Here is a 25433-nt window from a genome sequence, read left to right as displayed (position 1 = left end):
CGGTGCCGCGGTCCGCCGTGGCGGTGACCGGCTACGCCGGTTCCGGTCCGTCGCCGGGTGCGGCGCCGTCGTGGCCGATCGCGCAGTTCCCCGCGTCCCTGAAGGGGCGCGTCTGTGCCGCCCGGTGCTGCGCCGGGTCGCCGCGCTGACCTGACGGTCCGCTGCGCGGTGCCGCGGTCCGCCGTGGCGGTGACCGGCTACGCCGGTTCCGGTCCGTCGCCGGGTGCGGCGCCGTCGTGGCCGATCGCGCAGTTCCCCGCGCCCCTGAAGGGGCGCGTCTATGCCGCCCGGTGCTGCGCCGGCTCCGCGCTGTGCAGCGAACCGGACACGCCGAGGTCCGTCAGGATCGCCGCCGTCGCCCGGTGGGCCGAGTGCAGCGCTCCCTGGACCGTACTGGTGTCCCGGTGGTCACCGCAGACGTAGAGGCCGGCCAGGAGGCGGACCGGGCGGCGGAGGTCGTGCGGGGGACGCATCGCCGGGATCGCCTCCGGCGTGTGGTGCACGGCCAGGGTCTCCCAGCGGTGCGTGGACGTGCCGTAGAGCCGGGCCAGGTGCATCCGGACCGCCGTGTCGACGTCGGCGGGCGGCGGGCCGAGGACCGTCGAGGAGATCAGGGCGCGGCCCTGCGGAGCCCGGCTCGGGTCGACCACGCTGACGGCGCAGGTGTGGGAGACCGGCCCGCTCCGGTCGGCGTCGAGGAGGAGCGACGCCCCCGTGGTGAGCGCGGCCGGCTCGTCGGTCGTGTGGTGGACCACCGTCACCTGGTGGAAGTCCGGGACGCGCAGACCGGGCAGCAGCCCGGCCGCGGCCCGTGCGTCGGTCGCCAGCAGTACCGCCCGGCAGCGGATCTCGCCGTGTTCGGCGGTCGTCACGGACGTCGTCGACACCGCGGTGACCCGTACGCCCGTGTGGACCGTGCCCGGCGGGAGAGCGCGGGCGAGGAGCTCGGGAAGGACCTCGGCGCCGCCCTCCGGCACGCACAGCCGCCCGCTCGCGAAGGATCGCAGAGCCAGGTCCGCGCACCGGCTGGACGTCGCCAGCTCCGGATCGCAGAGCAGGGCCGCGAGCAGCGGGCGCAGAAAGCCCTCGACCGTACGGGCGGGTACCCCGCGCTCGGCGAGGGCGTGCGCGGCCGGGAGCTCGGGGCGGGCGAGGATGCGTTCCACCGGGGTCGCGGCGATCCGCCCCAGCGCCGCGCCGAGCCGTGCCTGGTCGACGGCGCCGCCCATCGGCGCGGTCGCGCGCGTCGGCGACACGGCCGAGGCACCTCTGGGGGCGCTTGCCAGGGCGCGTACCGCATACAGTGCGCCCCTCGCGCTCCCGCCGCCCGCCGGAGCGCCGGCCCGGTGCCTGCGTCCGTCGCGATGCAGCAGTACACCGGGCGCGAACCGGCGCAGAACCAGGGCGTCCAGTCCCGGTGTCAGCCGTAGCTCCGGATAGGACGTGGACAGGAGCTGCCCGATCCGGTCGAGCCGGAAGCCGTCGACCTTCTCGGTCGACATACGTCCGCCGACGTAGGGGGCGGCCTCCAGGACCGCGGTCGTTACTCCTGCGCTGTTCAGCCGATGAGCCGCGGAGAGACCGGCGATGCCGGCTCCCACGATGACGACGTCCGCCTGGTACGCGGGCTCATGCACGAGGCCCCTCCTCGATTGCGCGTCCGGTGGAGACGTGATGCCCCCAACAGGCTCCGGGGATACCCGAGTTCGGGTCGAGGTTAGGACGGCGATCGGTCAAGGACAGTCGCGCATGAACAGGGCACGGTCGCACACCGGTCGCATACGGTCACGCGGGTGGTCAGGCCGCGCGGATCGCGTCCTCGATGCCCGGGAACGCGAAGGTGAACCCCGACTCCAGCAGCCGCTTGGGCACCACGCGTTGACTGCCCAGCACGTCCCCGGCGAGCTCGCCGAGCGCCAGCCGCAGCGCCGCCGCGGGGACCGGGAAGAGGGCCGGACGGTTCAGCACCCGGGCCATCGCCGCGGTGATCTCACGGTTCGTCAGGGGGTCCGGCGCGGTGAGGTTGAACGGCCCCTCCAGGCCCTCGGTGTCCATCAGGAACCTGATCGCGGCCACCTCGTCGTGCAGCGCGATGAACGACCAGTACTGCCGGCCGTCCCCCAGCCGGCCGCCGAGTCCCGCGCTGAACAGCGGGAACAGCCGGCCCCAGGCTCCGCCGCCGCGGGCCACCACCAGGCCCGTGCGGACGAACACCGTCCGGACACCCGCCTCCCGCGCCGGGGCCGCCGCCTGCTCCCACTCCACGCACAGCGACGGCAGGAACCCGTTGCCGGGCGGCGCGTCCTCGTCGACGGCCCGGTCGCCGGTGTCGCCGTAGAAACCCGTCGCGCTGCCGCTCACGAACACCCGTGGCGGCTCGTCCAGGGCGGCCACGGCCTCCGCGAGCGCGGCCGTGCCGCGAACCCGGCTGTCCCGGATCTGCCGCTTGTAGGCGTCCGTCCAGCGCCGGTCGCCGATCCCGGCCCCGGCGAGGTTCACCACCGCGTCACAGCCGGCCAGCCCGGCCGTGTCCACGTACTGCCCCTCCGGGTCCCAGCAGACCTCACCGGCGCCGTGGGACGCGCGCCGCACCAGGCGCACCACCTCGTGGCCGTCCGCCCGCAGGGACCGCACCAGGGCGTTGCCGATCAGACCGGACGCGCCGGCCACCGCGATACGAGAGCGTTCCATGGGGTCCAGCATGCCGGGAGCGGCGCCGGAAATCGCCGGGGAACCGGGTGTCGCCGGACTTAGGGTGACCACATGCCGGAACCGTACATACGCACCGCCCTGCCCGACGACGACCAGGAGCTGCGCGAGCTGGACCGCGCCACCTGGTCGTACCAGCACGCCGTCCTGCCCGAGCCGCAGCCGCCGTACGACCCCTTCTTCGACGAGCGTCACGCCCCCGAGGACACCCTGGTAGCCGAGCTCGACCGGCGCATCGTCGGTTACGTCCGCCTCGGGTTCGCCTACAAGGTCGCCTCCAACGCGCACGTACGCCAGATCCAGGGCCTCGCGGTGGCCGAGGAGGCCCGTGGCCGGGGAGTCGCCCGGGCGCTGCTGCGGGCGGTCATGGAGGAGGCCCGCCGCCGTGGCGCCCGCCGCATCCGGCTGGGCGTCCTCGGGCACAACGGACCGGCGCGCAGGCTCTACGAGTCGGAGGGCTTCGCCGTCGAGGGCGTGCTGCCGGGGGAGTTCCTGCTGGGCGGCGAGTACGTCGACGACGTGATCATGGGCCGGGCGCTGTGACGGTCAGGACGTGATCAGCTCGCCGGTGTCCACCGGCGCCGTGGCGTGCGCCGCGCGGGTGGCGTCCGAGGCCACCTCACCGGCGGTCAGGACGTACCCCGTCTCGTCGTCCGACGTGGAGCGGGCGAACACCACGCCGTACACCTTGCCGCCGGTGGTCAGCAGCGGGCCGCCCGAGTTGCCGGGGCGCACCGTCGAGCGGACCGAGTAGATCTCGCGGGTCACCGTGGCGTCGTTGTAGATGTTCCGGCCGGTGGCCGGCACCTTGGCGGCCACCGTGGCCGCCTGCAGGTTCAGGTCGCCGTCCTGCGGATAGCCGGCCACCACCGCCGAGTCGCCACGGGCCGCACCGGTGTCGAACCCCAGCACCGGCGCGCGCAGCTGCGGCACGTACAGCACGGCCACGTCCCGGTCCGGGTCGAAGAGCACGACCTGCGCCTCGTACGACGCCCCGACCCCGCCGACCCGCACGCTCGGGTCGGTGATGCCGGCCACCACGTGGGCGTTGGTCATCACGTGCTCCGGCGCGTACACGAACCCGCTGCCCTCACGGCCCTGGCTGCCCGAGACACCCTCGATCTTGACCGTGCTGCGCTTGGCCGCCTCGGTCGCGGCCCTGGTGACACTGTCGCCCGTCGGCTTGGCGACCCGGGCCGTCGACTCGTTCTCGAACGGGTTGAAGACCTGCGGGAAGCCCGCCTCCGTGAGTGCCGAGGTGGCCCGCGAGAACCAGGCGGGCGTGGTGTCCGGCATGGTGTTCTGCACCGCGCCGAGCAGCTTGGAGTCCTGGATCGCCGTCGTCACCGCCGGCGACGAGGACGCGCCGAGCACGCTCGCCGCCACCCAGGCCACGATCAGCACCGCCACCGAGTTGGCCGCGGCCCCGCCGATCCCGTCGGCCACCCGCAGCGGCCCCTGGTCCAGCTCGCGGCGCAGCCGCAGCGCCAGGCGCCCGGCCAGCTCGTGCCCGACCACCCCGGGCACCAGCACCGTCAGCACCGCGACCACCGTCGCCGTCGCCGTGCCCCGGGTGACCAGCTCCATCACCCACGGCAGCACCCACACGCCGATGACCGCGCCGCCCACGAACCCGGCCAGCGAGACGCAGCCGGCCACCAGCCCGCGCCGGTAGCCCGACGCCGCGTAGACGAGGACCACCAGTACGAGCACCAGGTCGAGCAGGTCCACGGAGCCGCCTTTCTCTCGGTGCCCTTAGTTACGGTCGGGACAGGTCCGGTGATCAGTCGACACGCACGGGAAGCCCGAGAACCGGCCACGCGTGCGTGTACCCACTGAAACGCCCCGGACCAGGACGTTGGTTCCACCAGGTGGCACAGCACACATCGCGGGCGAAGTGGATCAACCCGAGAGTGGATGCCATGCGTGTCTTCCCCAGAGCAGGGCGGCGCACCAGAATCACCGCCCTGACGCTGCTCGGCTGCCTGCCCGGCCTCGCGGCCGCCCTCGTGCTGGTGCTGTACCCCCCGGACCCCGACCACGCCGTCGTCGTCCACCTGGCCGCGCCCGCTCCGGCCAGCCCCGACGGCCGTTTCCGGGCGCCCCGGCCGGCCATCGTGCCGCGCTCGGCCTGGCTGGACGCCACCGTCCGCCGCACCCAGCCGCCGCCGCGCTACGACGACAGGGTGGTCGCCGTCTTCGTGCACCACACCGACTCGCCCAACGGCTACCCCTGCGCCTCGGCGCCCGAGATCATCCGCCGCCTCTACAGCGGCCAGACCGGCGACCGGGCATGGGACGACATCGGCTACAACTTCATCGTGGACCGTTGCGGCACCATCTACGAGGGCCGCGCGGGCGGCACCGAACGCGCGGTCGTCGGCGCGCACACCCAGGGCTTCAACCACCGCACCGCCGGTATCGCCGCCCTGGGCACCTTCACCGCCGGGGTGCCCGTGCCGCGCGCCATGACCGACTCGATCGCCGCCGTCGCCGCCTGGAAGCTCGGCCTGTCCGACGTCGACCCGCGCACCAGTGCCCGGCTGGTCTCCAGCAACGGGCTCAGCCGCTACCGGCGGGGCACCGTCGTCGCCCTGCCCGCGGTGGCCGGCCACCAGGACGGGTACAGGACCAACTGCCCCGGCGCCGCCCTCACCGCCCGCCTCCCCGAGATCAGGGAGGCGGCGGCGCGGCTCCAGGGCAGGGTGTCGCCGGCCGCCCCCACCGCGCTCCCGACGGGACCGCCCACCGCGACCCCGCCGGGCACACCCGCGGCGACACCGGCCGGGCCGCCCGCAGCACCCCTCCCGGGCCCCCTCGAAGCACGCCTCGAGCCCCTGAGAACACCCGTGGCGGCATCCGTGCCGGCGTCCCCAGGAACGCCGTAGGCGGCACGCGGGCCGTTCCGGTCCCCGCATCACAACGTCACGGACAACGCAGGACGACCGGAGGCGGGGATCGTGAACAGCACCAAGGGGAGCACGGCGAGGACGGTTGGGTCAGGTCCGCGCGCGGCCCCCGGACCGGGATCTGCGCGGTCGCGACGGTCGTCCTCGGGCCGGCCGCGGTCACCGCGTCCGCCCTCGACCGGGCCAACACGGCGCCGCTGCACCACGCGGTCAGGGCCGGACAGGCGTACATCCCCTCGGACGTCACCCGCGGCCGCACGGCCTGGCGCTCACTCCTTGAAGCGGTTCCAGAGCCTGGGGAACCGTTCCGCGAGCGCCCGCTCGTTCTCGAAGTCGACCGGGCTGCCCTCCGGTTCGGAAGGGGCGGGGGCGATGCCCAGGTCCGGCGCCACGGTCCCGGTGAGCTGCTCGTACGCCTCGTCAGCCGCGTACCCCAGTTCCTCGCCGTCGCCGTCGACCTCCTCGTCGAAGTCGCCCAGCAACTCCGCCAGCCCGTCCGGGTCGTGCAGGGCGCCCTCGAACACCTCCCGGCCCTGGCCGATCAGCCAGCACCGGAAGAAGTCGAACGCGTCGTCGCTGGCCCCGTCGAGCAGCACCCACGCGGCGCCCCACAGGTCCCAGCTGTAGGCGCGGTTGTAGCGGGCCTCGAAGTGACGGGCGAAGTCCAGCACCATGTCCGGGTCCAGCTGGAGCAGCCGGTCCACGAGCAGGTCCGCCTGGTCCTCGGGATCGCCCTCGGCGGCCTCGCGGGTGCGGTCGACCAGCTCCCAGAACTCCGTCTCGTCCATCACGGGTCCAGCATCGTGCCTGTGCGCCGGGGGCGCACGCGGAGTGGTGCGGATTGTTATCCGCCGTCCTCCGCCGGCGGGTACAGCGCCGCCAGGCGCCGCGCGTCCGCCGCGAAACGTGCCCGCAGCCCCGGTGGCGCGAGCACCTCCGCCTCCGGCCCGAGCGCGGTCAGCTGCCCGTGCGCGACGTCCTCGCTCTCCACCGGCAGGGTCACCGTCACCCACCCCCGCGCGTCCGGGGCGCCGGCGTCCGCGAGCGCCTGCCGCGCGGTCACCGGATCGACGGCGTACGGCAGTCTGCGCAGCCCGACCGCCGACAGCCGCACCACCACCTCCGCATGCAGGATCGACCGGGCGAACTGCTCCGCCCGCCGGTCCCAGAACCCCGGCAGATCGAACTCCTCGTCCCGCGCGAACCGCTCCGCACCGGCCTCGACCGAGGTGAACCGGTCGATCCGGTACACCCGGTGGGAACCGGTCTCGGTGACCCGCGCGCACAGGTACCAGACACCGGCCTTCAGCACGAGCCCGTACGGCTCCAGCTCCCGCCGTACCTCCGACTCACCGCGCCGGTAGTGCGCGACCACCCGCCGGTCGTCCCACACCGCGTCGGCGACGGCCGGCAGCAGCGCGGGCGTCCCGGGCTCCGCGAACCAGCCCGGCGCGTCCAGGTGGAACCGCTGGGCCGCGGTCCGGGACGCGTCGCGCAGCGAGGGCATCAGCGCGGCGGACACCTTCAGCCGGGCGGCACTGGCGGCGTCCGCCAGCCCCATCTCCCGCAGCGCACCGGGCACCCCGCTCAGGAACAGCGCCTCGGCCTCGCTGCGCCCCAGCCCCGTCAGCCCCGTCCGGTACCCGCCGAGCAGGCGGTACCCGCCCGTCCGGCCGCGGTCCGCGTACACCGGCACCCCGGCCTCCGACAGGGCCTGCGCGTCCCGCATCACGGTCCGCTCGGACACCTCCAGCTCGGCGGCCAGTTCCCCGGCGGTCATGGCGGTCCGGGACTGGAGCAGAAGCACCATTCTGATGAGACGGGCGGCGCGCATGACTTCATGATGCCGGGGTCCGCCCGCAACGACGGGGCAGGGACGACGAAGGGGTACGGCGGCGGCCGTACCCCTTCCCCTGCACCGGACCTCGGTGGTGCCTACAGCCCGTACTTCTCCCGGGCCTCCTTCACCGCCGTGGCCTTGACCTCGCCGCGCCTGGCCAGCTGGGCCAGGGCCGCGACGACGACCGACTCGGCGTCGACGCCGAAGTGGCGGCGGGCCGCGTCCCGGGTGTCGGAGAGGCCGAAGCCGTCGGCGCCCAGCGAGGAGTAGTCCTGCTCGACCCACTGCGCGATCTGGTCGGGGACCTGGCGCATGTAGTCGGAGACGGCAAGCACCGGGCCCTCGGCACCCTGCAGGGCCTGACGGACGTACGGCATCCGCTCCTCGCCGCGCAGCAGGGCCGCGTCCGCCTCCATGGCGTCACGGCGCAGCTCCGTCCAGGAGGTCGCGGACCAGACGTCGGCCGCCACGCCCCACTCCTCGGCGAGCAGCCGCTGCGCCTTCAGTGCCCAGTGGATCGCCGTGCCGGAGCCGAGCAGCTGGATGCGCGGGGCGTTCGCCACCACCGTGAGCCCGGCCGACTCCGCCGTGTTGAAGCGGTACAGGCCCTTGACGATGCCCTCGTCGACGCCGGGCCCGGCCGGCTTCGCGGGCTGCGGCAGCGGCTCGTTGTAGACGGTCAGGTAGTAGAAGACGTTCGGGTCCTCGCCCTGGGCCGGCTCGCCGTACATGCGGCGCAGACCGTCCTTGACGATCGCCGCGATCTCGTAGGCGAACGCCGGGTCGTACGACAGCGCGGCCGGGTTGGTCGCGGCGATCACCGGGGAGTGGCCGTCGGCGTGCTGGAGGCCCTCGCCCGTCAGGGTCGTGCGGCCGGCGGTCGCGCCGACCAGGAAGCCGCGGCCGAGCTGGTCGCCGAGCTGCCACATCTGGTCGGCGGTGCGCTGCCAGCCGAACATCGAGTAGAAGATGTAGAACGGGATCATCGCCTCGCCGTGCGTGGCGTACGCGGTGGACGCGGCGATGAAGTCGGCCATCGAACCGGCCTCGGTGATCCCCTCGTTGAGGATCTGGCCGTTCTTGGCCTCCTTGTAGTACATCAGCTGGTCGCGGTCGACCGGCTCGTACGTCTGGCCCTTGGGCGAGTAGATCCCGAGGGACGGGAACAGGCTCTCCATGCCGAAGGTGCGCGCCTCGTCGGGGACGATCGGCACCCAGCGGCGGCCGGTCTCCTTGTCGCGGACCAGGTCCTTGACGAGCCGGACGAAGGCCATCGTGGTCGCCAGGTTCTGCGAGCCGGAGCCCTTGTCGAAGGAGGCGAAGGCCTTGTCGGCGGGGGCCGGCAGCGGGGCCAGGGCGTGCGTACGGCGGGCGGGGGCCGGGCCGCCGAGGGCCGCGCGGCGCTCCTGGAGGTAGCGCACCTCGGGGGAGTCGGTGCCGGGGTGGCCGTAGGGCACCTGGCCGTCGGCGAAGGCGCTGTCCGCGATGGGCAGTTCGAGCAGGTCGCGCATCGTCTTGAACTCGTCCACCGTCAGCTTCTTCATCTGGTGGTTGGCGTTCTTCGACGCGAAGCCGCTGCCGAGGGTGTGGCCCTTGACGGTCTGGGCGAGGATCACGGTCGGGCCGCCCTTGTGGGCGAGCGCCGCCCTGTAGGCCGCGTACACCTTGCGGGCCTCGTGACCACCACGGGAGAAGTGGAAGCACTCGGTGATCTTGTCGTCGCTCAGCAGCTTCGCCATCTCGGCGAGCGCCGGGTCCTTGCCGAAGAAGTCGGCGCGGATGTAGGCGGCGTCCCGGGTCTGGTACGTCTGTACCTGGGCGTCCGGTACCTCGCGCAGGCGTCGTACCAGCGCGCCGGTGGTGTCGAGCGCGAACAGCTCGTCCCAGGCGCTGCCCCACAGCGACTTCACGACGTTCCAGCCGGCGCCGCGGAACTGGGCCTCCAGCTCCTGCACGATCTTGAAGTTGGCGCGTACCGGGCCGTCGAGGCGCTGCAGGTTGCAGTTGATGACGAAGGTCAGGTTGTCCAGGCCCTCGCGGGAGGCGAGTGCGAGGGCGGCCGTGGACTCCGGCTCGTCCATCTCGCCGTCACCGAGGAACGCCCACACGTGCGAGGACGAGACGTCCTTGATGCCGCGCGCGGTCAGGTACCGGTTGAAGCGGGCCTGGTAGATCGCCGAGAGCGGGCCGAGGCCCATGCTCACCGTCGGGAACTCCCACAGCCAGGGCAGGCGGCGGGGGTGCGGGTAGGACGGGAGGCCGTTGCCGCCGGCCTCCTGGCGGAAGTTGTCGAGCTGCGCCTCGGTCAGGCGGCCGTCGAGGAAGGCGCGGGCGTAGATGCCGGGGGAGGCGTGCCCCTGGATGTAGAGCTGGTCACCGCTGCCGTCGCCCTCCTTGCCCTTGAAGAAGTGGTTGAAGCCGGTCTCGTAGAGCCAGGCCGCGGAGGCGAAGGTGGCGATGTGGCCGCCGACGCCGTGCTTGCTGCCCCGGGTGACCATCGCGGCCGCGTTCCAGCGGTTCCACGCGGTGATCCTCTGCTCCATCTCCTCGTCGCCGGGGATCGCTGCCTCGGTGGCGGTGGGGATGGTGTTGACGTAGTCGGTCTCGAGGAGCTTCGGCAGCGCGATGCCGCCCGCTTCGGCGCGCTCCAGCGTACGGCGCATCAGGTATGCGGCACGGTGCGGCCCGGCCTCCCTGGCCACGGCGTCCAGAGAGGCCTGCCATTCGGCGGTCTCCTCCGGATCCCGGTCCGGGAGCTGGTCGAGCGCGCTCGGCTGGATGGCGTTGGAGTCGGTCATGACGCCGCCTTCCTCAGTCGAAGGGGGTTCCCTCATCGGTAAGGGTTCAGGGGTTGCCCTTGGTCTTTGGCAGGACAGGGCGGCGGGCCCGGGTGCGGGCCCGTCGGCGACAATAACTCCCTGATCGATGATCGATCAAAGGGTTCAGGGCAAAACTTCTCGATTTGAAGAAAGTCGGCACGCGGTGCCTTCGCCAATGGCACCGGGTGACGTGATCGGATCGGCGTTTACGCAGGTGAGGCGGTGTGTGAGCGGGGGGACGCTCTTGTGCGGCGAGAGGCGTTCGGCGGGCGTTTGCGTCCGTCGCGACGGTGACCGGCCGGGAGGGTGGTCTTCCGCGGTGCGGGGCGTTGCCGCGCGCCGTTGCGGCTGGTGGTCCGGTCGGGTGCGGCGTCGTCGCGCGGCCGGTCGCGCAGCCTCCCCCCGGCCGACGGCCGGGGGTGCCCCCCAGTGCGCCCGAGCGGCGTTCTCGGCCCGTGCCGGCGGTCTTCGGCGGAGCCGGGCCCGCCCCGGGTCACGGCCTCGGCGCGCAGCCCAGGACGTGGGCCTTCACGATCTCGGCGATCCTCGGGTCGCGGCGCTGGAACGCGGCCACCAGTTCCTGGTGCTCCTCGGCGTACGACTGCTGGACCGTTCCCAGCCAGCGGATCGACAGCGCCGTGAACACCTCGATGCCCAGGCCTTCCCAGGTGTGCAGCAGCACCGAGTTCCCGGCCGCACGGACCAGCTCGCGGTGGAAGCCGACCGTGTGGCGGACCTGTGCCGTGCCGTCGGTGTTCCGATCGGCCTCGTACAACGCCGTGACGTGCGGTTCGAGCGCCGAGCAGTCCGACGCCAGCCGTTCCGCCGCCAGCTCCGCGGCGATCGCCTCCAGCCCGGCCCGCACCGGGTAGCTCTCCTCCAGGTCGGCCGCCGTCAGGTTCCGCACCCGCACGCCCTTGTTGGGCGCGGACTCGATCAGCCGCAGCGACTCCAGCTCCCGCAGCGCCTCCCGCACCGGCGTCTGGCTGACCTCCAGCTCGGTGGCGATCCGCCGCTCCACGATCCGCTCGCCCGGCTTCCAGCGCCCGCTGACGATTCCCTCCACGATGTGCTCGCGGATCTGTTCGCGCAGCGAGTGGACGACGGGCGCGGTCATGGGAGCTCCTTAAGGGCGTTGACGTTTAGACAATACGGCCGGACCGCCTCTCGGGAGAGGCGCACGGGGGCGCTTTCGTGCAGGTGAGATGAGACTTACACGCTGCCCAGCCGGAGGGGATCCGTAAAGCCCCGTACCGGAGCCGCCGCGGAGCCGTGACCACCGACTCACCCGCGCGACCCTGCGGTGGGAGGGGCTCCGGTGGGGACTCCGCCGGGGCGGTCCCCCGGCCCGGGAGGAGCGTCGTGACCACCGGGCCGGGGACCGGCGGGCGCGGGAGCGCACGGCGGCAGGGCCAGGACGGCGCGGAGGATCGCCGGTGCGGTCCGCGGGGCGGGGCTTCCGCGGCGCCGGCACGGACCGCTGGGCGTGACGGGGCCGTGGGGAATCCGGGCGGCCGGCTTGGCACCCCGCCGAGGTGCCGACCGCTCCGCGGCGCCCGGGTGATACGACGGTGCCCCGCCCGGAGCAGCAGCTCCGGACGGGGCACCGAGGGACCCTTGGCGGATCAGAGACCGAGCTCGACCTCGAACTCGCCGGCCTCCAGGATCGCCTTGACGGCCGTCAGGTAGCGGGCCGCGTCGGCGCCGTCCACCAGGCGGTGGTCGTAGGACAGGGTCAGGTACGTCATGTCGCGGACGCCGATGACCGTGCCCTCCTCCGTCTCGATGACGGCCGGACGCTTGACCGTGGCACCGATGCCGAGGATCGCGACCTGGTTCGGCGGCACGATGATCGTGTCGAACAGCGCGCCGCGCGAGCCGGTGTTGGAGATGGTGAAGGTCGCGCCGGACAGCTCGTCCGGGGTGATCTTGTTGGCGCGGACCTTGCCGGCCAGGTCGGCCGTGGCCTTGGCGATGCCGGCGATGTTGAGGTCGCCCGCGTGCTTGATGACCGGGGTCATCAGGCCCTTCTCCGAGTCCACCGCGATACCGACGCTCTCGGTGTCGAAGTAGGTGATCGTGCCCTCTTCCACGTTGATCCGGGCGTTGATGGCCGGGTGGGCCTTCAGCGCCTGGGCCGCCGCCTTGACGAAGAACGGCATCGGGGAGAGCTTGACGCCCTCGCGCGCGGCGAAGGAGTCCTTGGCCTGGGCGCGCAGGCGCATCAGGCGGGTCACGTCGACCTCGACCACCGAGGACAGCTGGGCCTGCTCGTGCAGGGCCTTGACCATGTTGTCGCCGATGACCTTGCGGATGCGGGGCATCTTGACGGTCTGGCCACGGAGCGGGGAGACCTCCAGCCTGGGGGTCTTCTTCGCACCGGCTGCCGGAGCGGCGGCGGCCGAGGGGGCCGGGGCGGCCGCGGCGGTCTTGGCGGCCTCCGCGGCGGCGAGCACGTCCTGCTTGCGGATACGCCCGCCGACGCCGGTGCCCTTGACGGAGCCCAGCTCGACGCCGTTCTCGGCGGCGAGCTTGCGCACCAGCGGGGTGACGTAGGCGCCCTCGTCGACCGCGGAGGCCGGAGCCGGAGCCGCGGCCGGGGTGACCGGGGCCGGGGCGGCCGGCGCGGGGGCCGGGGCGGCCGGAGCCGGAGCGGCGGCGGCCGGGGCGGGCGCCGGAGCCGGAGCCGGCGCCGGAGCGGGCGCCGGAGCGGGGGCAGCGGCGGCGGGCGCCGGGGCGGGCGCGGCCGGGGCGGCCGCCGGAGCGGCACCCGGGGCACCGATGACGGCGAGCTTGGCGCCGACCTCGGCGGTCTCGTCCTCGGCGACCACGATCTCCAGCAGCACACCGGCGACCGGCGCGGGGATCTCGGTGTCGACCTTGTCGGTGGAGACCTCGAGCAGCGGCTCGTCCTCGGCGACCTCGTCGCCGACCGACTTCAGCCAGCGGGTGACGGTGCCCTCGGTGACGGACTCGCCGAGCGCGGGCAGGACCACGTCCGTGCCCGAGGCGCCGCCGGCCGGTGCGGCCGGGGCGGCGGCGGGGGCCGGGGCGGGGGCCTCGGCCACCGGGGCCGGGGCAGCGGCCGGAGCCGGCGTCGGCTCGGCGGCGGGGGCCGGCTCGGCGGCCGGGGCCGGAGCGGCCGGGGCGGGCGCGCCGGTGCCGTCGTCGATGATCGCCAGTTCGGCGCCCACCTCGACGGTCTCGTCCTCGGCGACCTTGATCGAGGCGAGGACGCCCGAGGCGGGGGCCGGGATCTCGGTGTCGACCTTGTCGGTCGAGACCTCGAGCAGCGGCTCGTCGGCCTCGACGCGTTCACCCTCGGCCTTCAGCCAGCGGGTGACGGTGCCCTCGGTGACGCTCTCGCCGAGCGCCGGAAGGGTTACGGAAACCGCCATGGTTTCGGTTGCTCCTTACGAATTGCGGAAGTCTGAGTCGTCGCGTGTGTCGACCGAGGGTCAGTCGTGCGAGTGCAGCGGCTTGCCGGCCAGGGCCAGGTGCGCCTCGCCCATCGCTTCGTTCTGCGTCGGGTGGGCGTGGATGAGCTGGGCGACCTCGGCGGGCAGCGCCTCCCAGTTGTAGATCAGCTGGGCCTCGCCGACCTGCTCGCCCATGCGGTCGCCGACCATGTGGACGCCGACGACGGCACCGTCCTTCACCTGGACGAGCTTGATCTCGCCCGCGGTGTTGAGGATCTTGCTCTTGCCGTTGCCCGCCAGGTTGTACTTCAGGGCGACGACCTTGTCCGCGCCGTAGATCTCCTTGGCCTTGGCCTCGGTGATGCCCACGGAGGCGACCTCCGGGTGGCAGTACGTGACCCGGGGAACACCGTCGTAGTCGATCGGAACGGTCTTCAGACCGGCCAGCCGCTCCGCCACCAGGATGCCCTCGGCGAAACCGACGTGCGCGAGCTGGAGCGTCGGGACCAGGTCACCGACGGCGGAGATGGTCGGGACGTTCGTCCGCATGTACTCGTCGACCAGGACGTAACCGCGGTCCATGGCGACACCCTGCTCCTCGTAGCCGAGACCGGCCGAGACCGGGCCGCGGCCGACGGCGACGAGCAGGACCTCGGCCTCGAACTCCTTGCCGTCGGCGAGGGTGACCTTGACGCCGTCGGCGGTGTACTCGGCCTTCGAGAAGAAGGTGCCCAGGTTGAACTTGATGCCACGCTTGCGGAACGCGCGCTCAAGAAGCTTGGAGGAGTTCTCGTCCTCGACCGGGACGAGGTGCTTGAGGCCCTCGATGACGGTGACGTCGGCACCGAAGGACTTCCAGGCGGAGGCGAACTCGACGCCGATGACCCCGCCGCCCAGGATGATCGCGGACTTCGGCACGCGGTCCAGGACGAGGGCGTGGTCGGAGGAGATGATGCGGTTGCCGTCGATCTCCAGGCCGGGCAGCGACTTCGGCACGGAGCCGGTCGCGAGAAGCACGTGGCGGCCCTGGATGCGCTGGCCGTTCACGTCGACGGAGGTCGGGGAGGAGAGCTGTCCCGTGCCCTCGATGTACGTCACCTTGCGGGAGGCGATCAGACCCTGCAGGCCCTTGTACAGACCGGCGATCACGCCGTCCTTGTACTTGTGCACGGCCGGCACGTCGATGCCCTCGAAGGTGGCCTTGACACCGAACTGCTCGCTCTCGCGGGCCTGGTCGGCGATCTCGCCCGCGTGCAGCAGGGCCTTGGTGGGGATGCAACCCCGGTGCAGGCAGGTACCGCCGACCTTGTCCTTCTCGATCAGGGCGACGTCCAGGCCCAGCTGAGCCCCGCGCAGGGCCGCGGCGTAACCGCCACTACCACCGCCGAGGATCACTAGGTCGAAAACGGTGCTGGCGTCGTTCGCCACGTCACGTCCTCCATGCATGTGCGCCGTACGCCGGTCAACGGTGACCGCGCGGCGGCTGGTGTCCGGCCGCTCTTCTTCGGCCCTGTGGTGGGGGCCCTGTCCTGCCGAGCCCCATCTTCGCACTTGTCGGAGGCGAACGAGACGCCGGGCCTGGGTGTGAGACACCACACGCTCACCTGACGACGCCGTGAGGACAGCGCCCCGAAGGGGTGCGGGGAACTGCGCGATCAGCCACGAAACGCCCGCAGTCGCCACATGACCGAAAGTCCCCGGTCAGTGGGCGACGGGACCCCGCCCTACCCGCGCGCGAGGTCCCGTCCACAGAACCCGAGGTCAGCCCAGGTCACCCTCGGCCGTCAGCTCCGCCAGCCGCACCAGCGTCCGCACCGCGGACCCGGTCCCGCCCTTGGGCGTGTAGCCGAAGGGGCCGCCCTCGTTGAACGCCGGGCCCGCGATGTCCAGGTGCGCCCAGGTGATCCCCTCACCGACGAACTCGCGCAGGAACAGGCCGGCCACCAGCCCGCCGCCCATCCGCTCGCCCATGTTCGCGATGTCCGCGGTGGGGGAGTCCATTCCCTTGCGCAGGTGCTCCGGCAGCGGCATCGGCCAGGCCGGCTCGCCGACCTCCTCGGCCGCCTCGTGGATCGCCGTACGGAACGCGTCGTCGTTGGCCATGACGCCGAACGTCCGGCTGCCCAGCGCCAGCATCATCGCCCCGGTCAGCGTCGCCACGTCGACGATCGCGTCCGGGTTCTCCGCGGACGCCGCCCACAGCGCGTCGGCCAGGACCAGCCGGCCCTCGGCGTCCGTGTTGAGGACCTCGACCGTCTTGCCGCTGTACATGCGCAGCACGTCACCCGGGCGCACGGCCGAGCCGGACGGCATGTTCTCGGCGAGCGCCAGCCACCCGGTCACGTTGACCCGCAGGCCGAGGCGCGCGGCCGAGACGACGGCCGCGAAGACCGCCGCCGCGCCGCTCATGTCGCACTTCATCGTCTCGTTGTGCCCGGCCGGCTTGAGCGAGATGCCGCCCGAGTCGTAGGTGATGCCCTTGCCGACGAAGGCGAGGTGCTTGTCGGCCTCGGGGCTCGTGTACGACAGCTTCACCAGCCGCGGGGTCGCGGCCGAGCCGCCGCCGACGCCGAGGATGCCGCCGTAGCCGTCCTTGGCGAGCGCCTTGTCGTCCAGGATCTGGATCTTGAGGCCGTGCTCCTTGGCCGCGCGCTGCGCGATGGCGGCGAACGCGGCCGGGGTGAGGTCGTTCGGCGGGGTGTTGACGAGGTCGCGGGCGCGGTTGAGTTCCTCGGAGACCGCGGTGGCACGGGCGAGGGCCGCCTTGTGGGCCGCGTCCCGCGGCTTGCCGCCGAGCAGGACGGCGTCGGCGAGCGGTGCCTTGCCGTTCTTCGCCTTCCCGCTGCCGCTGTTGTCCTTGTAGACGTCGAAGGAGTAGGCGCCGAGCAGTACGCCCTCGGCGATCGCGCCGACGGCGGCAGCGTCCTCGACGGGCAGCGCGAAGGCCGCCTTCTTCGCGCCGTTCAGCGTGCGGGCCGCGATGCCGGCCGCCCGGCGCAGAGCCTCGGCGTCGTAGTCGGCGCCGTCGTCGGGCACGGAGCCCAGACCGACCGCGATGACGAGCGCGGACTTGAAGCCGGCCGGGGCGGGCAGCTTGGTCAGTTCGCCCTCGGCACCCGAGGCACCGAGGGTCTCCAGGACGCCGGCGAGCTTGCCGTCGTAGGCCTTGTCCACGGCCTCGGCGCCCGGCGCTACGACCAGGTCCCCGGACCGGGAACCCGTGCCCTTGGCGACACCGATCACGATCGCGTCGGCCCGGAGGCCGGGCGCCGCTGAGGTGCTGAGAGTGAGAGCAGTCACGGTGGTGGGATCTCGCTTCCGATGTTGAGTTGCTGTGGCCGAGTGGGTGGGTCGACCGGGCCCGGGAGGCGACCCTAGGCAGAGGCCTCGGGGCGCATGAACACCGGGGCCTTCACCCTGTCGGCGAACACCCGGGACGAGCCTACGCGTGTGTATGCGTCCGCTCATTCCCACGGGTGTTCACCCGGGGGCGGCGTCAAGGCCGTCTCCCCCTCTCCCGGTGGGCGGCCCGGGAGACGCCCGGTTCCTTCACGGACGATCCTCGCCGACGGCACCCCGCGGAGCGAAGCCGCAACTCCCGCTCGGCACCTACGAGTTCGGGATTCCGTACACCGGTGACCGCCCGGCGGCCACGCCCCGCCGGGAACGTCCCTCAACCCCCCAGCGAGAGGACCACGAGCGCCGCGGTGGCCGCCGTCTCGGCGAGACACCCGAACACGTCCCCCGTCACCCCGCCGAACCGCCGCCTGCACAGCCGCAGCAGCACATCCGTGGCCGCCTCCGCCACCACCACCGCGAGCAGCGCCCGCAGACTGTCGGCCGGCCCCAGCAGCGCTCCGGCCCCCGCCGCCACCACCATCACCGCGATCGTGACCGCCGAGGCACCCGCCTTCGGGACCACCCCGGCCACCGCCGCCCCCAGCCCCTCCGGGCGGGCCGCGGGCACCCCTTGGACCGCGGCCAGGCTCATCGCCAGCCGGGCCACCGTCGCCGCGACGACCGAGGCCAGCAGCCCCCGCTGCCACGAGTCGCCGTAGGCCTGTGCCAGCGCGGCCGCCTGCCCGAGCAGGACGAGGACGAGCGTGATCACGCCGAACGGCCCGATGTCCGACTGCTTCATGATGCGCAGCGCTTCCTCGGCCGGCTTGCCGCTGCCCAGGCCGTCGGCGGTGTCGGCGAGTCCGTCCAGGTGCAGCCCCCGGGTGAGCACGGCCGGAACCGCGACCGCCGCCACCGCGGCCACCGGCGCACTCGCCCCGGCCAGGACCAGCAGCGCCCCGACCGCGCCCGCGCAGAGCCCGACGGCGAGGCCCGCCAGGGGCGCGAGCAGCATGCCGCCCCGGGCCGCCTCGCGGTCCCAGCGGGTCACCCGCACGGGGAACACGGTGAGCGTGCCGAAGGCGAAGCGCAGGCCGTCACGCCAGGAAGTCGCAGAGGTCGCAGCCACCGGCGCAGGTTACCCGTTGGTCAGGAAGGTGCGTGCCATGACCAGGGATAAAGTGCGCACATGGGACATTGGCTGGAGCGGAACATCGTCGAGCCGGGCAAACTCCCCCTGCTGCTCGCCCTGACCGCCTTCGTCCTGACCTTTGTGATCACCCGGGTCATCACCCGGCTGATCCGCGCCGGGAAGGGCCCGTTCGGCAACGTGAAGGCGGGCGGGCTGCACATCCACCACGTCGTCCCGGGGGTCGTCCTCGTCGTCATCGGCGGGTTCGGCGCGGTGGCCAGCGGCCGGCAGGGCTTCGGCGCGGCCCTCGCCGCGATCGTCTTCGGCGTCGGAGCCGGGCTCGTCCTCGACGAGTTCGCGCTGATCCTGCACCTCGACGACGTCTACTGGACCGAGGAGGGCCGCCAGAGCGTCGAGGTCGTCGTCATCACCGCCGCGATGGTCGGGCTGCTGCTTGCCGGGTTCTCGCCGTTCGGCGTCAACGACATCACGGCCGACGAACTCCAGGACCGCAGCGCCGTCATCGCGAACATCGTGGGGAACTTCCTCTTCTCGCTCGTCGCCCTCAGCAAGGGCAAGGCCCGTACCGCGATCTTCGGGGTGGTCGTCCCGTTCGTCGGCATCGTCGGCGCGGTCCGGCTGGCCCGGCCCGGCTCGGCCTGGGCCCGCCGCTTCTACCCCGGCCGCCCGCGCGCCCGGGCCAGGGCCGGGCTGCGCGCCTACCGCCACGACCGCCGCTGGGCCCGGCTGAGCAGAACCCTTCAGGACTGGATCGGCGGCAAGCCCGACCGTCCGGAACCGGCCCGGCTGCCCGGCCGCCGCTGACGCCACCGGTGGCCCAGCCGCCGTCCCGCCGCCACCGCCGCGTACAGCGCCGCCACGCCCGCGATGGCCGCCAGATGCTCCTTGCCGGCGAGGTTGTCCTTCAGCGCCACCTCGACCACCATCGCCGCCGCCACGGCGCCCGCGGTGACATGCGCGCCGTACCGCCATCCGACGACGACCGCGAGCCCGACGACGGCGGCCGAGGGACCGGTGTCCACCACCCAGGCGTCCGAGGCGGGCAGGCCCAGGGGGCTGTGCGGGCCCAGCGCGATGCCGGCACGGGCGTAGAGGGTGCCGGCGAGGGTCGCGACGTACGCGACGGTGAGGGTCCGCCACCACCCCAGGCACACCTCGGCGATGCCGAACACGAAGAGGATCTGCGCCAGCGCGCCCCACACCGGCAGGTCCAGGGCCGGCACGAACAGCGACAGGGGAGTGCGGAGCAGGGCCGGCCAGAACGGGTCCGCGGCGCGCACGCCCCCGATGTCCTGCACGAACCGGTAGCCCCACGACTGGTTCTGGACGAACTGCAGCAACGCCGTCAGGCCCGCCGCCGCCACCGACATCGGCACGGCCCGCAGTCGCCGCTTCGCCAGCGGGCCGCGCACGGTGGCGTACAGCAGACCCCATTCGGCGCGGGCCCAGCGGCTGAGCCGTCTCATCCGGAGGTCCTCATCGGTGAGCCTCCCGGTCCGTGTCCAGGCGCCGTCGGTGCAGCCACTTCAAGAGCCCCGGTCCCTCCAGGAATCCCTCCGCACGCGCCGAGGCGAGGCCGATGCGCGGCAGGTCCGCACTCTTCTCGAAGAGCAGGAACCGGGGTTCCCAGATGGGCCGGTACTTGGCGTTGGCCCGGTACAGGGACTCGATCTGCCACCACCGGGAGCAGAAGCTCAGCAAGGACCTCCACAGCCGCAGCACCGGTCCCGCGCCGAGCCGTGCTCCACGTTCGAAGACCGACCGGAACATCGCGAAGTTGAGCGAGACCTGCGTGATCCCGATCTCTCCGGCGCGCCGCAGCAGCTCGATGACCATGAACTCCATCAGCCCGTTGTCGGAGTCCCGGTCCCGCCGCATCAGGTCGAGCGAGAGCCCGCCGGGACCCCACGGCACGAACGACAGCAGCGCCCGCAGCCTGCCCTCCCCGTCCGTGCACTCCAGCATCACGCACCGTCCGTCCCGGCCGTCCCCGAGCCGGCCCAGCGCCATGCTGAACCCGCGCTCGGTGGCGCCGTCCCGCCAGTCGTCGGCGCGTCGCAGGAGGTACGACATCTCGTCGCCGGGGATGTCCTCGTGACGGCGGATCCGCACCGAGTAGCCCGCCCGCCCGACCCGGTTGTGGGCCTGCCGGACGGTCCGCATGGCCCGTCCCTCCAGCGTGAACTCCGCGGCCTCGACGATCGCCTCGTCACCGAGCTCCAGCGCGTCCAGCCCGTGCCGCGCGTAGACGGTCCCGGCCTCCTCGCCCGCCCCCATCACCGCCGGGATCCACCCGTGCGCCCGGGCCTCGCTCAGCCACGGCACGATCGCCCCCGGCCAGGCCTCCGGATCCCCGATCGGGTCCCCGGAGGCGAGGCTGACCCCGCCCACCACCCGGTAGGCCACCGCCGCCTTCCCGGTCGGCGACCACACGACGCTCTTCTCCCGGCGCAGCGCGAAGTACCCGAGCGAGTCCCGCTCGCCGTGCCGCTCCAGCAGCTCCCGCAGCCGCTTCTCGTCGTCCTCGGTGATCGGGTCGACGGCCCGGCGGGAGCGGAAGGCGGCGTACAGGACGACGAGGACGAGGAGCGTGCTCAGCACGTTGACGGAGACGTTCACCCAGTTGGGCGGCGCGATGTGCGGGAACCGGGACGGGTCGGCGGCGACCGAGACCAGGCGCAGGGTGCCGTAGTGCCAGCGCTCCGCGAACGTCGAACGGGCGGCGTGCGGAGCCTGGTTGGTGACGGACACGAGGAGGGCGGCGAGCAGCGAGGCGAGCAGGCCGCCGCCGGTGGCCACGGTCGCGGCGAGCCGCGGGTTCGCCCGGTCGCCCTTGGCGTAGAACTCCCGGCGGCCGAGGAGCAGCGCGCCCACGAAGGCGGCGGTCAGCGCGATCGAGATCCAGTTCTGCGGGTACCGCCGGATCTCCGGGAACGCCATGGCGAACGCGAACAGTGCGAGGAACAGGCCGCTCAGCACGAGGTTGAGGATCCAGGCGGCCCGCTTGCGCCGCCGCATCGTGATGGCGAGGAACGCGGTGAACACGCCGGAGGCGAAGCCCGCGGTCAGCAGGTACGGCGTGAAGAAGTCCTCCTGGTTGTGCCGTCGCACGTCCTGCCCCAACGACACCCACACCGCGCTGAGGAAGTTGACGAAGGCGGCGGCCCGCAGGTACCACACGGCGAAGGCGGCGGCCCGCCGGGAAACCCCGCCGGCCCGCCACCGCTCAACGGCAATTCGGACATCTCCCATGGAGATGGATCATATGGGCGCCCCGCGGCGAACGCCGTCACACGCACGGGTCTCGCCGTCGCCGGTGTTCCCGCTACCGCTCCGGCTCGTCCCGCTCCGCTCGCGCGTCCTCTGCCTGGTCCTGCCGGCCTTCCTGGGCTTCCCGGGCTTCCTTGTCCTCCTGGACTTCCGCGTCCTGTTCCACGGCCGCCTCCTCCGGTGCCTCCGGGAGTTCGCCCGCCAGGGCCGCGGCGGACTGGACCAGGGAGAGGGCGAGCAGTGCTCCCGCCCCCTCGCCCACCGTCACGCCCTGTTCCAGCAGAGGCTCCAGGGCCATCCGGTCCAGCGCCTTCGCCTGGCCCGGCTCGCCGCTGTCGTGGCCGGCCAGCCACCAGTCCGGCGCCCGGAACGCGATGCGCTGCGCCACCAGCGCACACGCGGCCGCCACCACCCCGTCCAGCACCACCGGCAGTTTCCGCACCGCCGCCTGCAGCAGGAACCCGGTCATCGCCGCGAGATCGGCCCCGCCGACCGTCGCCAGCAACTGCAACTGGTCCCCGAGCACCGGCCGCGCCCGCCGCAGCGCGTCCCGGATCGCCGCGCACTTGCGCATCCACGCCAGGTCGTCGATGGCGAGCCCGCCCCGTCCGGTCACCACCGACGCGTCGGTCCCGCACAGCGCGGCGACCAGCACACAGGCCGCCGTGGTTCCCCCGACGCTCACATCGCCGAGCACCACCAGATCGGTCCCCGAGTCGGCCTCCCCGTCGGCCAGCGCCATCCCCGCCCGGAAGGCCGCCTCGGCCTCCTCCAGGGTGAGCGCGTCCTCGATGTCGATCCGGCCGCTGCCGCGCCGCACCCGGTGCCGTACGACCTCCGCCGGCAGCGTGTCCGGGTCGCAGTCCAGTGCCATGTCGACGATCCGCAGCGGCACCCCGAGCCGCCGCGCCAGCACCGCCACCGGGCTGGCCCCCTCCAGGACCGCCCGCACCAGCAGCCCGGCGGTCCCCGCGGGCCGCGCGGACACGCCGAGTTCGGCGACGCCGTGGTCACCGGCGAAGAGCAGGACCCGCGGCCGTTCGAGCGGCCGTACCGGCACGGAACCCTGCGCGGCGGCCAGCCACTCACCCAGGTCGTCGAGGCGGCCCAGCGACCCGGGCGGCACGACCAGCCGCTCCCGGCGGGCCTCCGCGTCACGGCGCACTCCGCCGTCGGGGCGCTCGATCAGGTCGGTGAAGTCGTCGAGATTAAGCGAGCTCATTCGCCGAACAGTACCGGCACCGAACGAACGGTTCGTTTCCAGATCGCCACCACACCCGCACGGCGTCTTGGCAGGCAAGATCGGCATCCCATACGTTCCGTTTTGCAGGAGATTGCGTACAGGGAGCACAGGGAGCCGCTCATGCCGCCCACACCCGAACTCCTCCCGGACACCGACGGGTTCCACGAGCCGCGCCGCGAGGACTGTCCCTGGTGCGGTTCCGGACGCCTGCGCACCCGGCTGCGCACGTCCGACCTCCTCCATCACCGGCCCGGCAGGTTCAGCGTCGACGAGTGCCGCGACTGCGCCCACACCTTCCAGAACCCCCGGCTGACCGCGGAGGGCTTCACGCTCTACCACCGGGACTACTACGAGGGCCGTCTGGAGGACCACACCGACGGCATGCTCGCGACCCGAGCCGGCCGCCGCCGGCACCGCGCCGCCGCCCGCGTGATGCAGGCGCTGACCGAACCGGAGAGCTGGCTGGACGTCGGGACGGGCCGCGCCCACTTCCCGCAGACGGCGAAGGAAGTCTTGCCGTACACCTCGTTCGACGGTGTGGACTCGACCCTGCGGGTGACGTGGGCGCAGGCCGACGGGCACCTGGAGGAGGCCCACTGCGGCCATCTGACGGCCCCCCACATGCTGGCCCGGCTGCGCGCCCGCTACGACGTCGTCAGCTTGTTCCGGCACCTCGAACACGCCCCCGACCCGCGCGCCGAACTCCGCGCGGCACTGGCGGCGCTGCGGCCCGGCGGCCACCTCCTGATCGAGGTCGCCAACCCGCGCAGCGGCTTCGGGGCGCTGCTCGGCAGGTGGTGGGTGCCGTACGGCCAGCCCCGTCACCTGCATCTGGTGCCGCCGGCCAACCTGCGGGCGGAACTGGAGTCCCAGGGCTGCGAGATCCTGAGCGCCGACCGGAAGGCGGCCCACCTCCCCTGCGACATCTCCGCGGCGCTCGCCCTGATGCTGGGCCGGGTGCTGCCGAAGCGGGCGCTGGGCGCGACGGCCCCGCTGGTGGCCGTGGCGGCGGCCGTCGACCGGGCGCTGGCCCCGCTGCTGAGCCGCACCCCCTTCTCCAACGGGTACCGGATCATCGCGAGAAAGTCCCGCTGACGACCCGCCGTCCGGCCGCGGCGGCACCCTCCCGACGCCGGTGACCGCTCCCCGCCGCTACCGCAGCACCACCGCCTGCCCCGCCACCACCAGCACCACCTGCTCGCACTCGCCCGCGAACGCCGTGTTCAGGCGGCCCAGTTCGTCCCGGTACCGGCGCCCCGACGCCGTGGCCGGGACGATGCCCGACCCCACCTCGTTGGAGACGGCGACCAGCGTCCGGCGGGCCGAGCGCACCGCCTCCGTCAGCTCCCGCACCCGCTCCCGCAGCGCCTTCTCCCCGCCCGACGCCCACTCGGTGTCGTCCCACGCCCCGACGGAGTCCATCGCGTCCGTCAGCCACAGCGACAGACAGTCCACCAGCAACGGGGGCCCGTCCTCCGCCAGCAACGGCACCAGGTCACACGTCTCCGTGGTACGCCACGACCCCGGCCGCCGCTCCCGGTGCACGGCCACCCGCGCCGCCCACTCGCCGTCACCGCCGCGCGTCCCTCCGGTGGCGACGTAGAGCACGTCCGGGAAGGACTCCAGCCGCCGCTCGGCCTCCACGGACTTGCCCGACCGGGCACCGCCCAGCACCAGCGTCCGGCGCGGCACGTCGGGCACCTCCTCGTACACCCCCACCGTCAGCGTCGTACCGTCCGGCACGGCCCGCGCCCCGGCCGCCGCCAGCCGCCGCCGCAACTCCGGCCCCGGCGGCACGTCGTGGTCCAGATGGACGGCGACGACGTCGGTGGCCGCCCCCACCGCCCCCACCGCCCGCAGCCGCGCCAGCGCGTCCGGACGTCCCACGACGTCGAGCAGCGCCATGTCGTACGCCTCCGTGCGCCCGTTCTCCAGCCCGGCCGGGGCACCACCCGGCGGCAGGTACAGCAGCCGCTGCCCGTCGGGGCCGGTCACCGCGTACCCGGTGCCGCCCGCGTCCATCGCCAGCGCCCGCACCCGGTGCCCGGTCAGCAGCGCCAGCTCCCGGCCGTCCGGCACCCGCCCCGGCTGCGGCAGCCCGGCCGGCACCTCGACGGCGGGTCCGTCGTGCGGATGCGACAGCAGCACCTGCCGCACGCCGGTCAGGGACCGTCCGGCCCGCGCCGCCGCGAACGCCGCGCCCGGCGTCAGGTCGAGCAGCAGCGTGCCGTCGACGAGTGCCGCGGTGGCGGCCCGGGCATCCGTCCCGACGGCGCAGGCACAGGCCGCGCAGGGGCAGTCCGGGCGGGGCAGCCCCGCGGGAGCACCGGTACCGAGCAAAGTCACTTCCACGCCCTGATTTTCACCCGTCCCCACGGTTCTCGCCCCAGCGGGCGCCGCACGGACCGCACCCGCCTCACAACCAGCGGAGTTATACCGGCGCCCCCGCCCAACCGCATACGATGCATCAGTTGGATCAAAGGAGGCCTACATGGCGGCATGGACGTGGCGGTTCGAGAAGGCCGACGGGACGGAGGTCCAACCCGCGGTGGAGCCAGAGGAGTTCACCACCCAGGGCGATGCCGAGTCCTGGATCGGCGAGCAGTGGAAGGCCCTGCTGGCCGGCGGCGCCGACCAGGTGCGGCTCTACGAGGACGCCACCGAGATCTACGGCCCGATGAGCCTGCACGCGGACGAGTCCTGAGAGGTGCCGGTCAGGGGCGGTCCCCAGC

The 25433-nt window shown here is 73.3% G+C and carries 20 protein-coding genes; 5 read left to right on the top strand and 15 right to left on the bottom strand.

The genetic code is table 11. The features are described from left to right. Positions 1–278 precede the first annotated feature (278 nt). On the bottom strand, positions 279–1637 hold the full coding sequence (locus ACFXI4_RS12150) for an NAD(P)/FAD-dependent oxidoreductase (protein ID WP_384989720.1): 1359 nt from the start codon (positions 1635–1637) through the stop codon (positions 279–281). A gap of 160 nt (positions 1638–1797) precedes the next feature. After that, positions 1798–2691, bottom strand: coding sequence for a TIGR01777 family oxidoreductase (locus ACFXI4_RS12145; protein ID WP_384989719.1), 894 nt, complete (start codon positions 2689–2691; stop codon positions 1798–1800). 72 nt (positions 2692–2763) lie between these two features. Here ACFXI4_RS12145 and ACFXI4_RS12140 point away from each other — a divergent pair, with 72 nt between their 5' ends. Further along, the gene (locus ACFXI4_RS12140; protein ID WP_384989717.1) at positions 2764–3252 is read left to right on the top strand and encodes a GNAT family N-acetyltransferase; all 489 of its coding nucleotides are present in this window, start codon (positions 2764–2766) and stop codon (positions 3250–3252) included. Positions 3253–3255: 3 nt separating this feature from the next. On the opposite strand, the gene ACFXI4_RS12135 is transcribed toward ACFXI4_RS12140, so the two are convergent. Then, positions 3256–4440 carry a MarP family serine protease gene (locus ACFXI4_RS12135; RefSeq protein WP_384989715.1) on the bottom strand — a complete coding sequence of 395 codons (1185 nt, stop codon included), beginning with the start codon at positions 4438–4440 and terminating at the stop codon, positions 3256–3258. 191 nt (positions 4441–4631) lie between these two features. Here ACFXI4_RS12135 and ACFXI4_RS12130 point away from each other — a divergent pair, with 191 nt between their 5' ends. Then, on the top strand, positions 4632–5597 hold the full coding sequence (locus ACFXI4_RS12130) for a peptidoglycan recognition protein (RefSeq protein WP_384989713.1): 966 nt from the start codon (positions 4632–4634) through the stop codon (positions 5595–5597). Positions 5598–5887: 290 nt separating this feature from the next. Here ACFXI4_RS12130 and ACFXI4_RS12125 read toward each other — a convergent pair whose 3' ends face one another. The 8 genes from ACFXI4_RS12125 to ACFXI4_RS12090 all read right to left on the bottom strand — a co-directional run bounded on the left by ACFXI4_RS12125 (position 5888) and on the right by ACFXI4_RS12090 (position 18164). Continuing rightward, positions 5888–6406, bottom strand: coding sequence for a DUF4240 domain-containing protein (locus tag ACFXI4_RS12125; RefSeq protein WP_384989801.1), 519 nt, complete (start codon positions 6404–6406; stop codon positions 5888–5890). Between the two features lie 56 nt (positions 6407–6462). Then, the gene (locus ACFXI4_RS12120; protein ID WP_384989712.1) at positions 6463–7452 is read right to left on the bottom strand and encodes a helix-turn-helix transcriptional regulator; all 990 of its coding nucleotides are present in this window, start codon (positions 7450–7452) and stop codon (positions 6463–6465) included. Positions 7453–7553: 101 nt separating this feature from the next. Further along, entirely contained in the window at positions 7554–10256 is a 2703-nt protein-coding gene (aceE, locus tag ACFXI4_RS12115) for a pyruvate dehydrogenase (acetyl-transferring), homodimeric type (protein ID WP_362729117.1), read from the bottom strand. A 514-nt stretch (positions 10257–10770) separates the two neighbouring features. Then, the gene (locus ACFXI4_RS12110) at positions 10771–11394 is read right to left on the bottom strand and encodes a GntR family transcriptional regulator (RefSeq protein WP_384989711.1); all 624 of its coding nucleotides are present in this window, start codon (positions 11392–11394) and stop codon (positions 10771–10773) included. Positions 11395–11902: 508 nt separating this feature from the next. Then, positions 11903–13675, bottom strand: coding sequence for a 2-oxoglutarate dehydrogenase, E2 component, dihydrolipoamide succinyltransferase (sucB, locus tag ACFXI4_RS12105; protein ID WP_384989709.1), 1773 nt, complete (start codon positions 13673–13675; stop codon positions 11903–11905). 60 nt (positions 13676–13735) lie between these two features. Then, positions 13736–15124 carry a dihydrolipoyl dehydrogenase gene (gene lpdA / locus ACFXI4_RS12100; RefSeq protein WP_362717402.1) on the bottom strand — a complete coding sequence of 463 codons (1389 nt, stop codon included), beginning with the start codon at positions 15122–15124 and terminating at the stop codon, positions 13736–13738. A 333-nt stretch (positions 15125–15457) separates the two neighbouring features. Continuing rightward, entirely contained in the window at positions 15458–16996 is a 1539-nt protein-coding gene (locus ACFXI4_RS12095; RefSeq protein WP_362717405.1) for a leucyl aminopeptidase, read from the bottom strand. 373 nt (positions 16997–17369) lie between these two features. Then, entirely contained in the window at positions 17370–18164 is a 795-nt protein-coding gene (locus tag ACFXI4_RS12090) for an adenosylcobinamide-GDP ribazoletransferase (RefSeq protein WP_384989708.1), read from the bottom strand. A gap of 60 nt (positions 18165–18224) precedes the next feature. Here ACFXI4_RS12090 and ACFXI4_RS12085 point away from each other — a divergent pair, with 60 nt between their 5' ends. Beyond that, positions 18225–18992, top strand: coding sequence for a hypothetical protein (locus ACFXI4_RS12085; RefSeq protein ID WP_384989706.1), 768 nt, complete (start codon positions 18225–18227; stop codon positions 18990–18992). Here the strand turns inward: ACFXI4_RS12085 and ACFXI4_RS12080 are convergent. From ACFXI4_RS12080 to cobT, 3 genes are all read right to left on the bottom strand, one after another. Then, positions 18929–19654 (bottom strand): hypothetical protein, encoded by a 726-nt coding sequence (locus tag ACFXI4_RS12080; protein WP_384989705.1) that lies wholly within the window; start codon positions 19652–19654, stop codon positions 18929–18931. The genes ACFXI4_RS12085 and ACFXI4_RS12080 overlap by 64 nt on opposite strands. A gap of 10 nt (positions 19655–19664) precedes the next feature. After that, positions 19665–21440, bottom strand: coding sequence for a phosphatidylglycerol lysyltransferase domain-containing protein (locus ACFXI4_RS12075; RefSeq protein WP_384989703.1), 1776 nt, complete (start codon positions 21438–21440; stop codon positions 19665–19667). Positions 21441–21513: 73 nt separating this feature from the next. After that, positions 21514–22680 (bottom strand): nicotinate-nucleotide--dimethylbenzimidazole phosphoribosyltransferase, encoded by a 1167-nt coding sequence (cobT, locus tag ACFXI4_RS12070; RefSeq protein WP_384989702.1) that lies wholly within the window; start codon positions 22678–22680, stop codon positions 21514–21516. 141 nt (positions 22681–22821) lie between these two features. On the opposite strand from cobT, the gene ACFXI4_RS12065 reads away from it, so the two are divergent. Next, positions 22822–23796: a class I SAM-dependent methyltransferase gene (locus tag ACFXI4_RS12065; RefSeq protein WP_384989701.1), complete on the top strand. Its 975-nt coding sequence runs from the start codon at positions 22822–22824 to the stop codon at positions 23794–23796. 57 nt (positions 23797–23853) lie between these two features. Here the strand turns inward: ACFXI4_RS12065 and ACFXI4_RS12060 are convergent, their stop codons facing one another. Beyond that, positions 23854–25053, bottom strand: coding sequence for a bifunctional adenosylcobinamide kinase/adenosylcobinamide-phosphate guanylyltransferase (locus ACFXI4_RS12060; protein ID WP_384989700.1), 1200 nt, complete (start codon positions 25051–25053; stop codon positions 23854–23856). A 139-nt stretch (positions 25054–25192) separates the two neighbouring features. Here ACFXI4_RS12060 and ACFXI4_RS12055 point away from each other — a divergent pair, with 139 nt between their 5' ends. Continuing rightward, positions 25193–25405 carry a hypothetical protein gene (locus ACFXI4_RS12055; RefSeq protein ID WP_234542644.1) on the top strand — a complete coding sequence of 71 codons (213 nt, stop codon included), beginning with the start codon at positions 25193–25195 and terminating at the stop codon, positions 25403–25405. The last annotated feature ends 28 nt before the right edge of the window (positions 25406–25433 follow it).

Source organism: Streptomyces sp. NPDC059224 (genome assembly GCF_042754285.1).
GTDB lineage: Bacteria > Actinomycetota > Actinomycetes > Streptomycetales > Streptomycetaceae > Streptomyces.
Note: the sequence above shows the minus strand (reverse complement) of the source record. Positions and strands in the feature narration are given on the sequence as shown.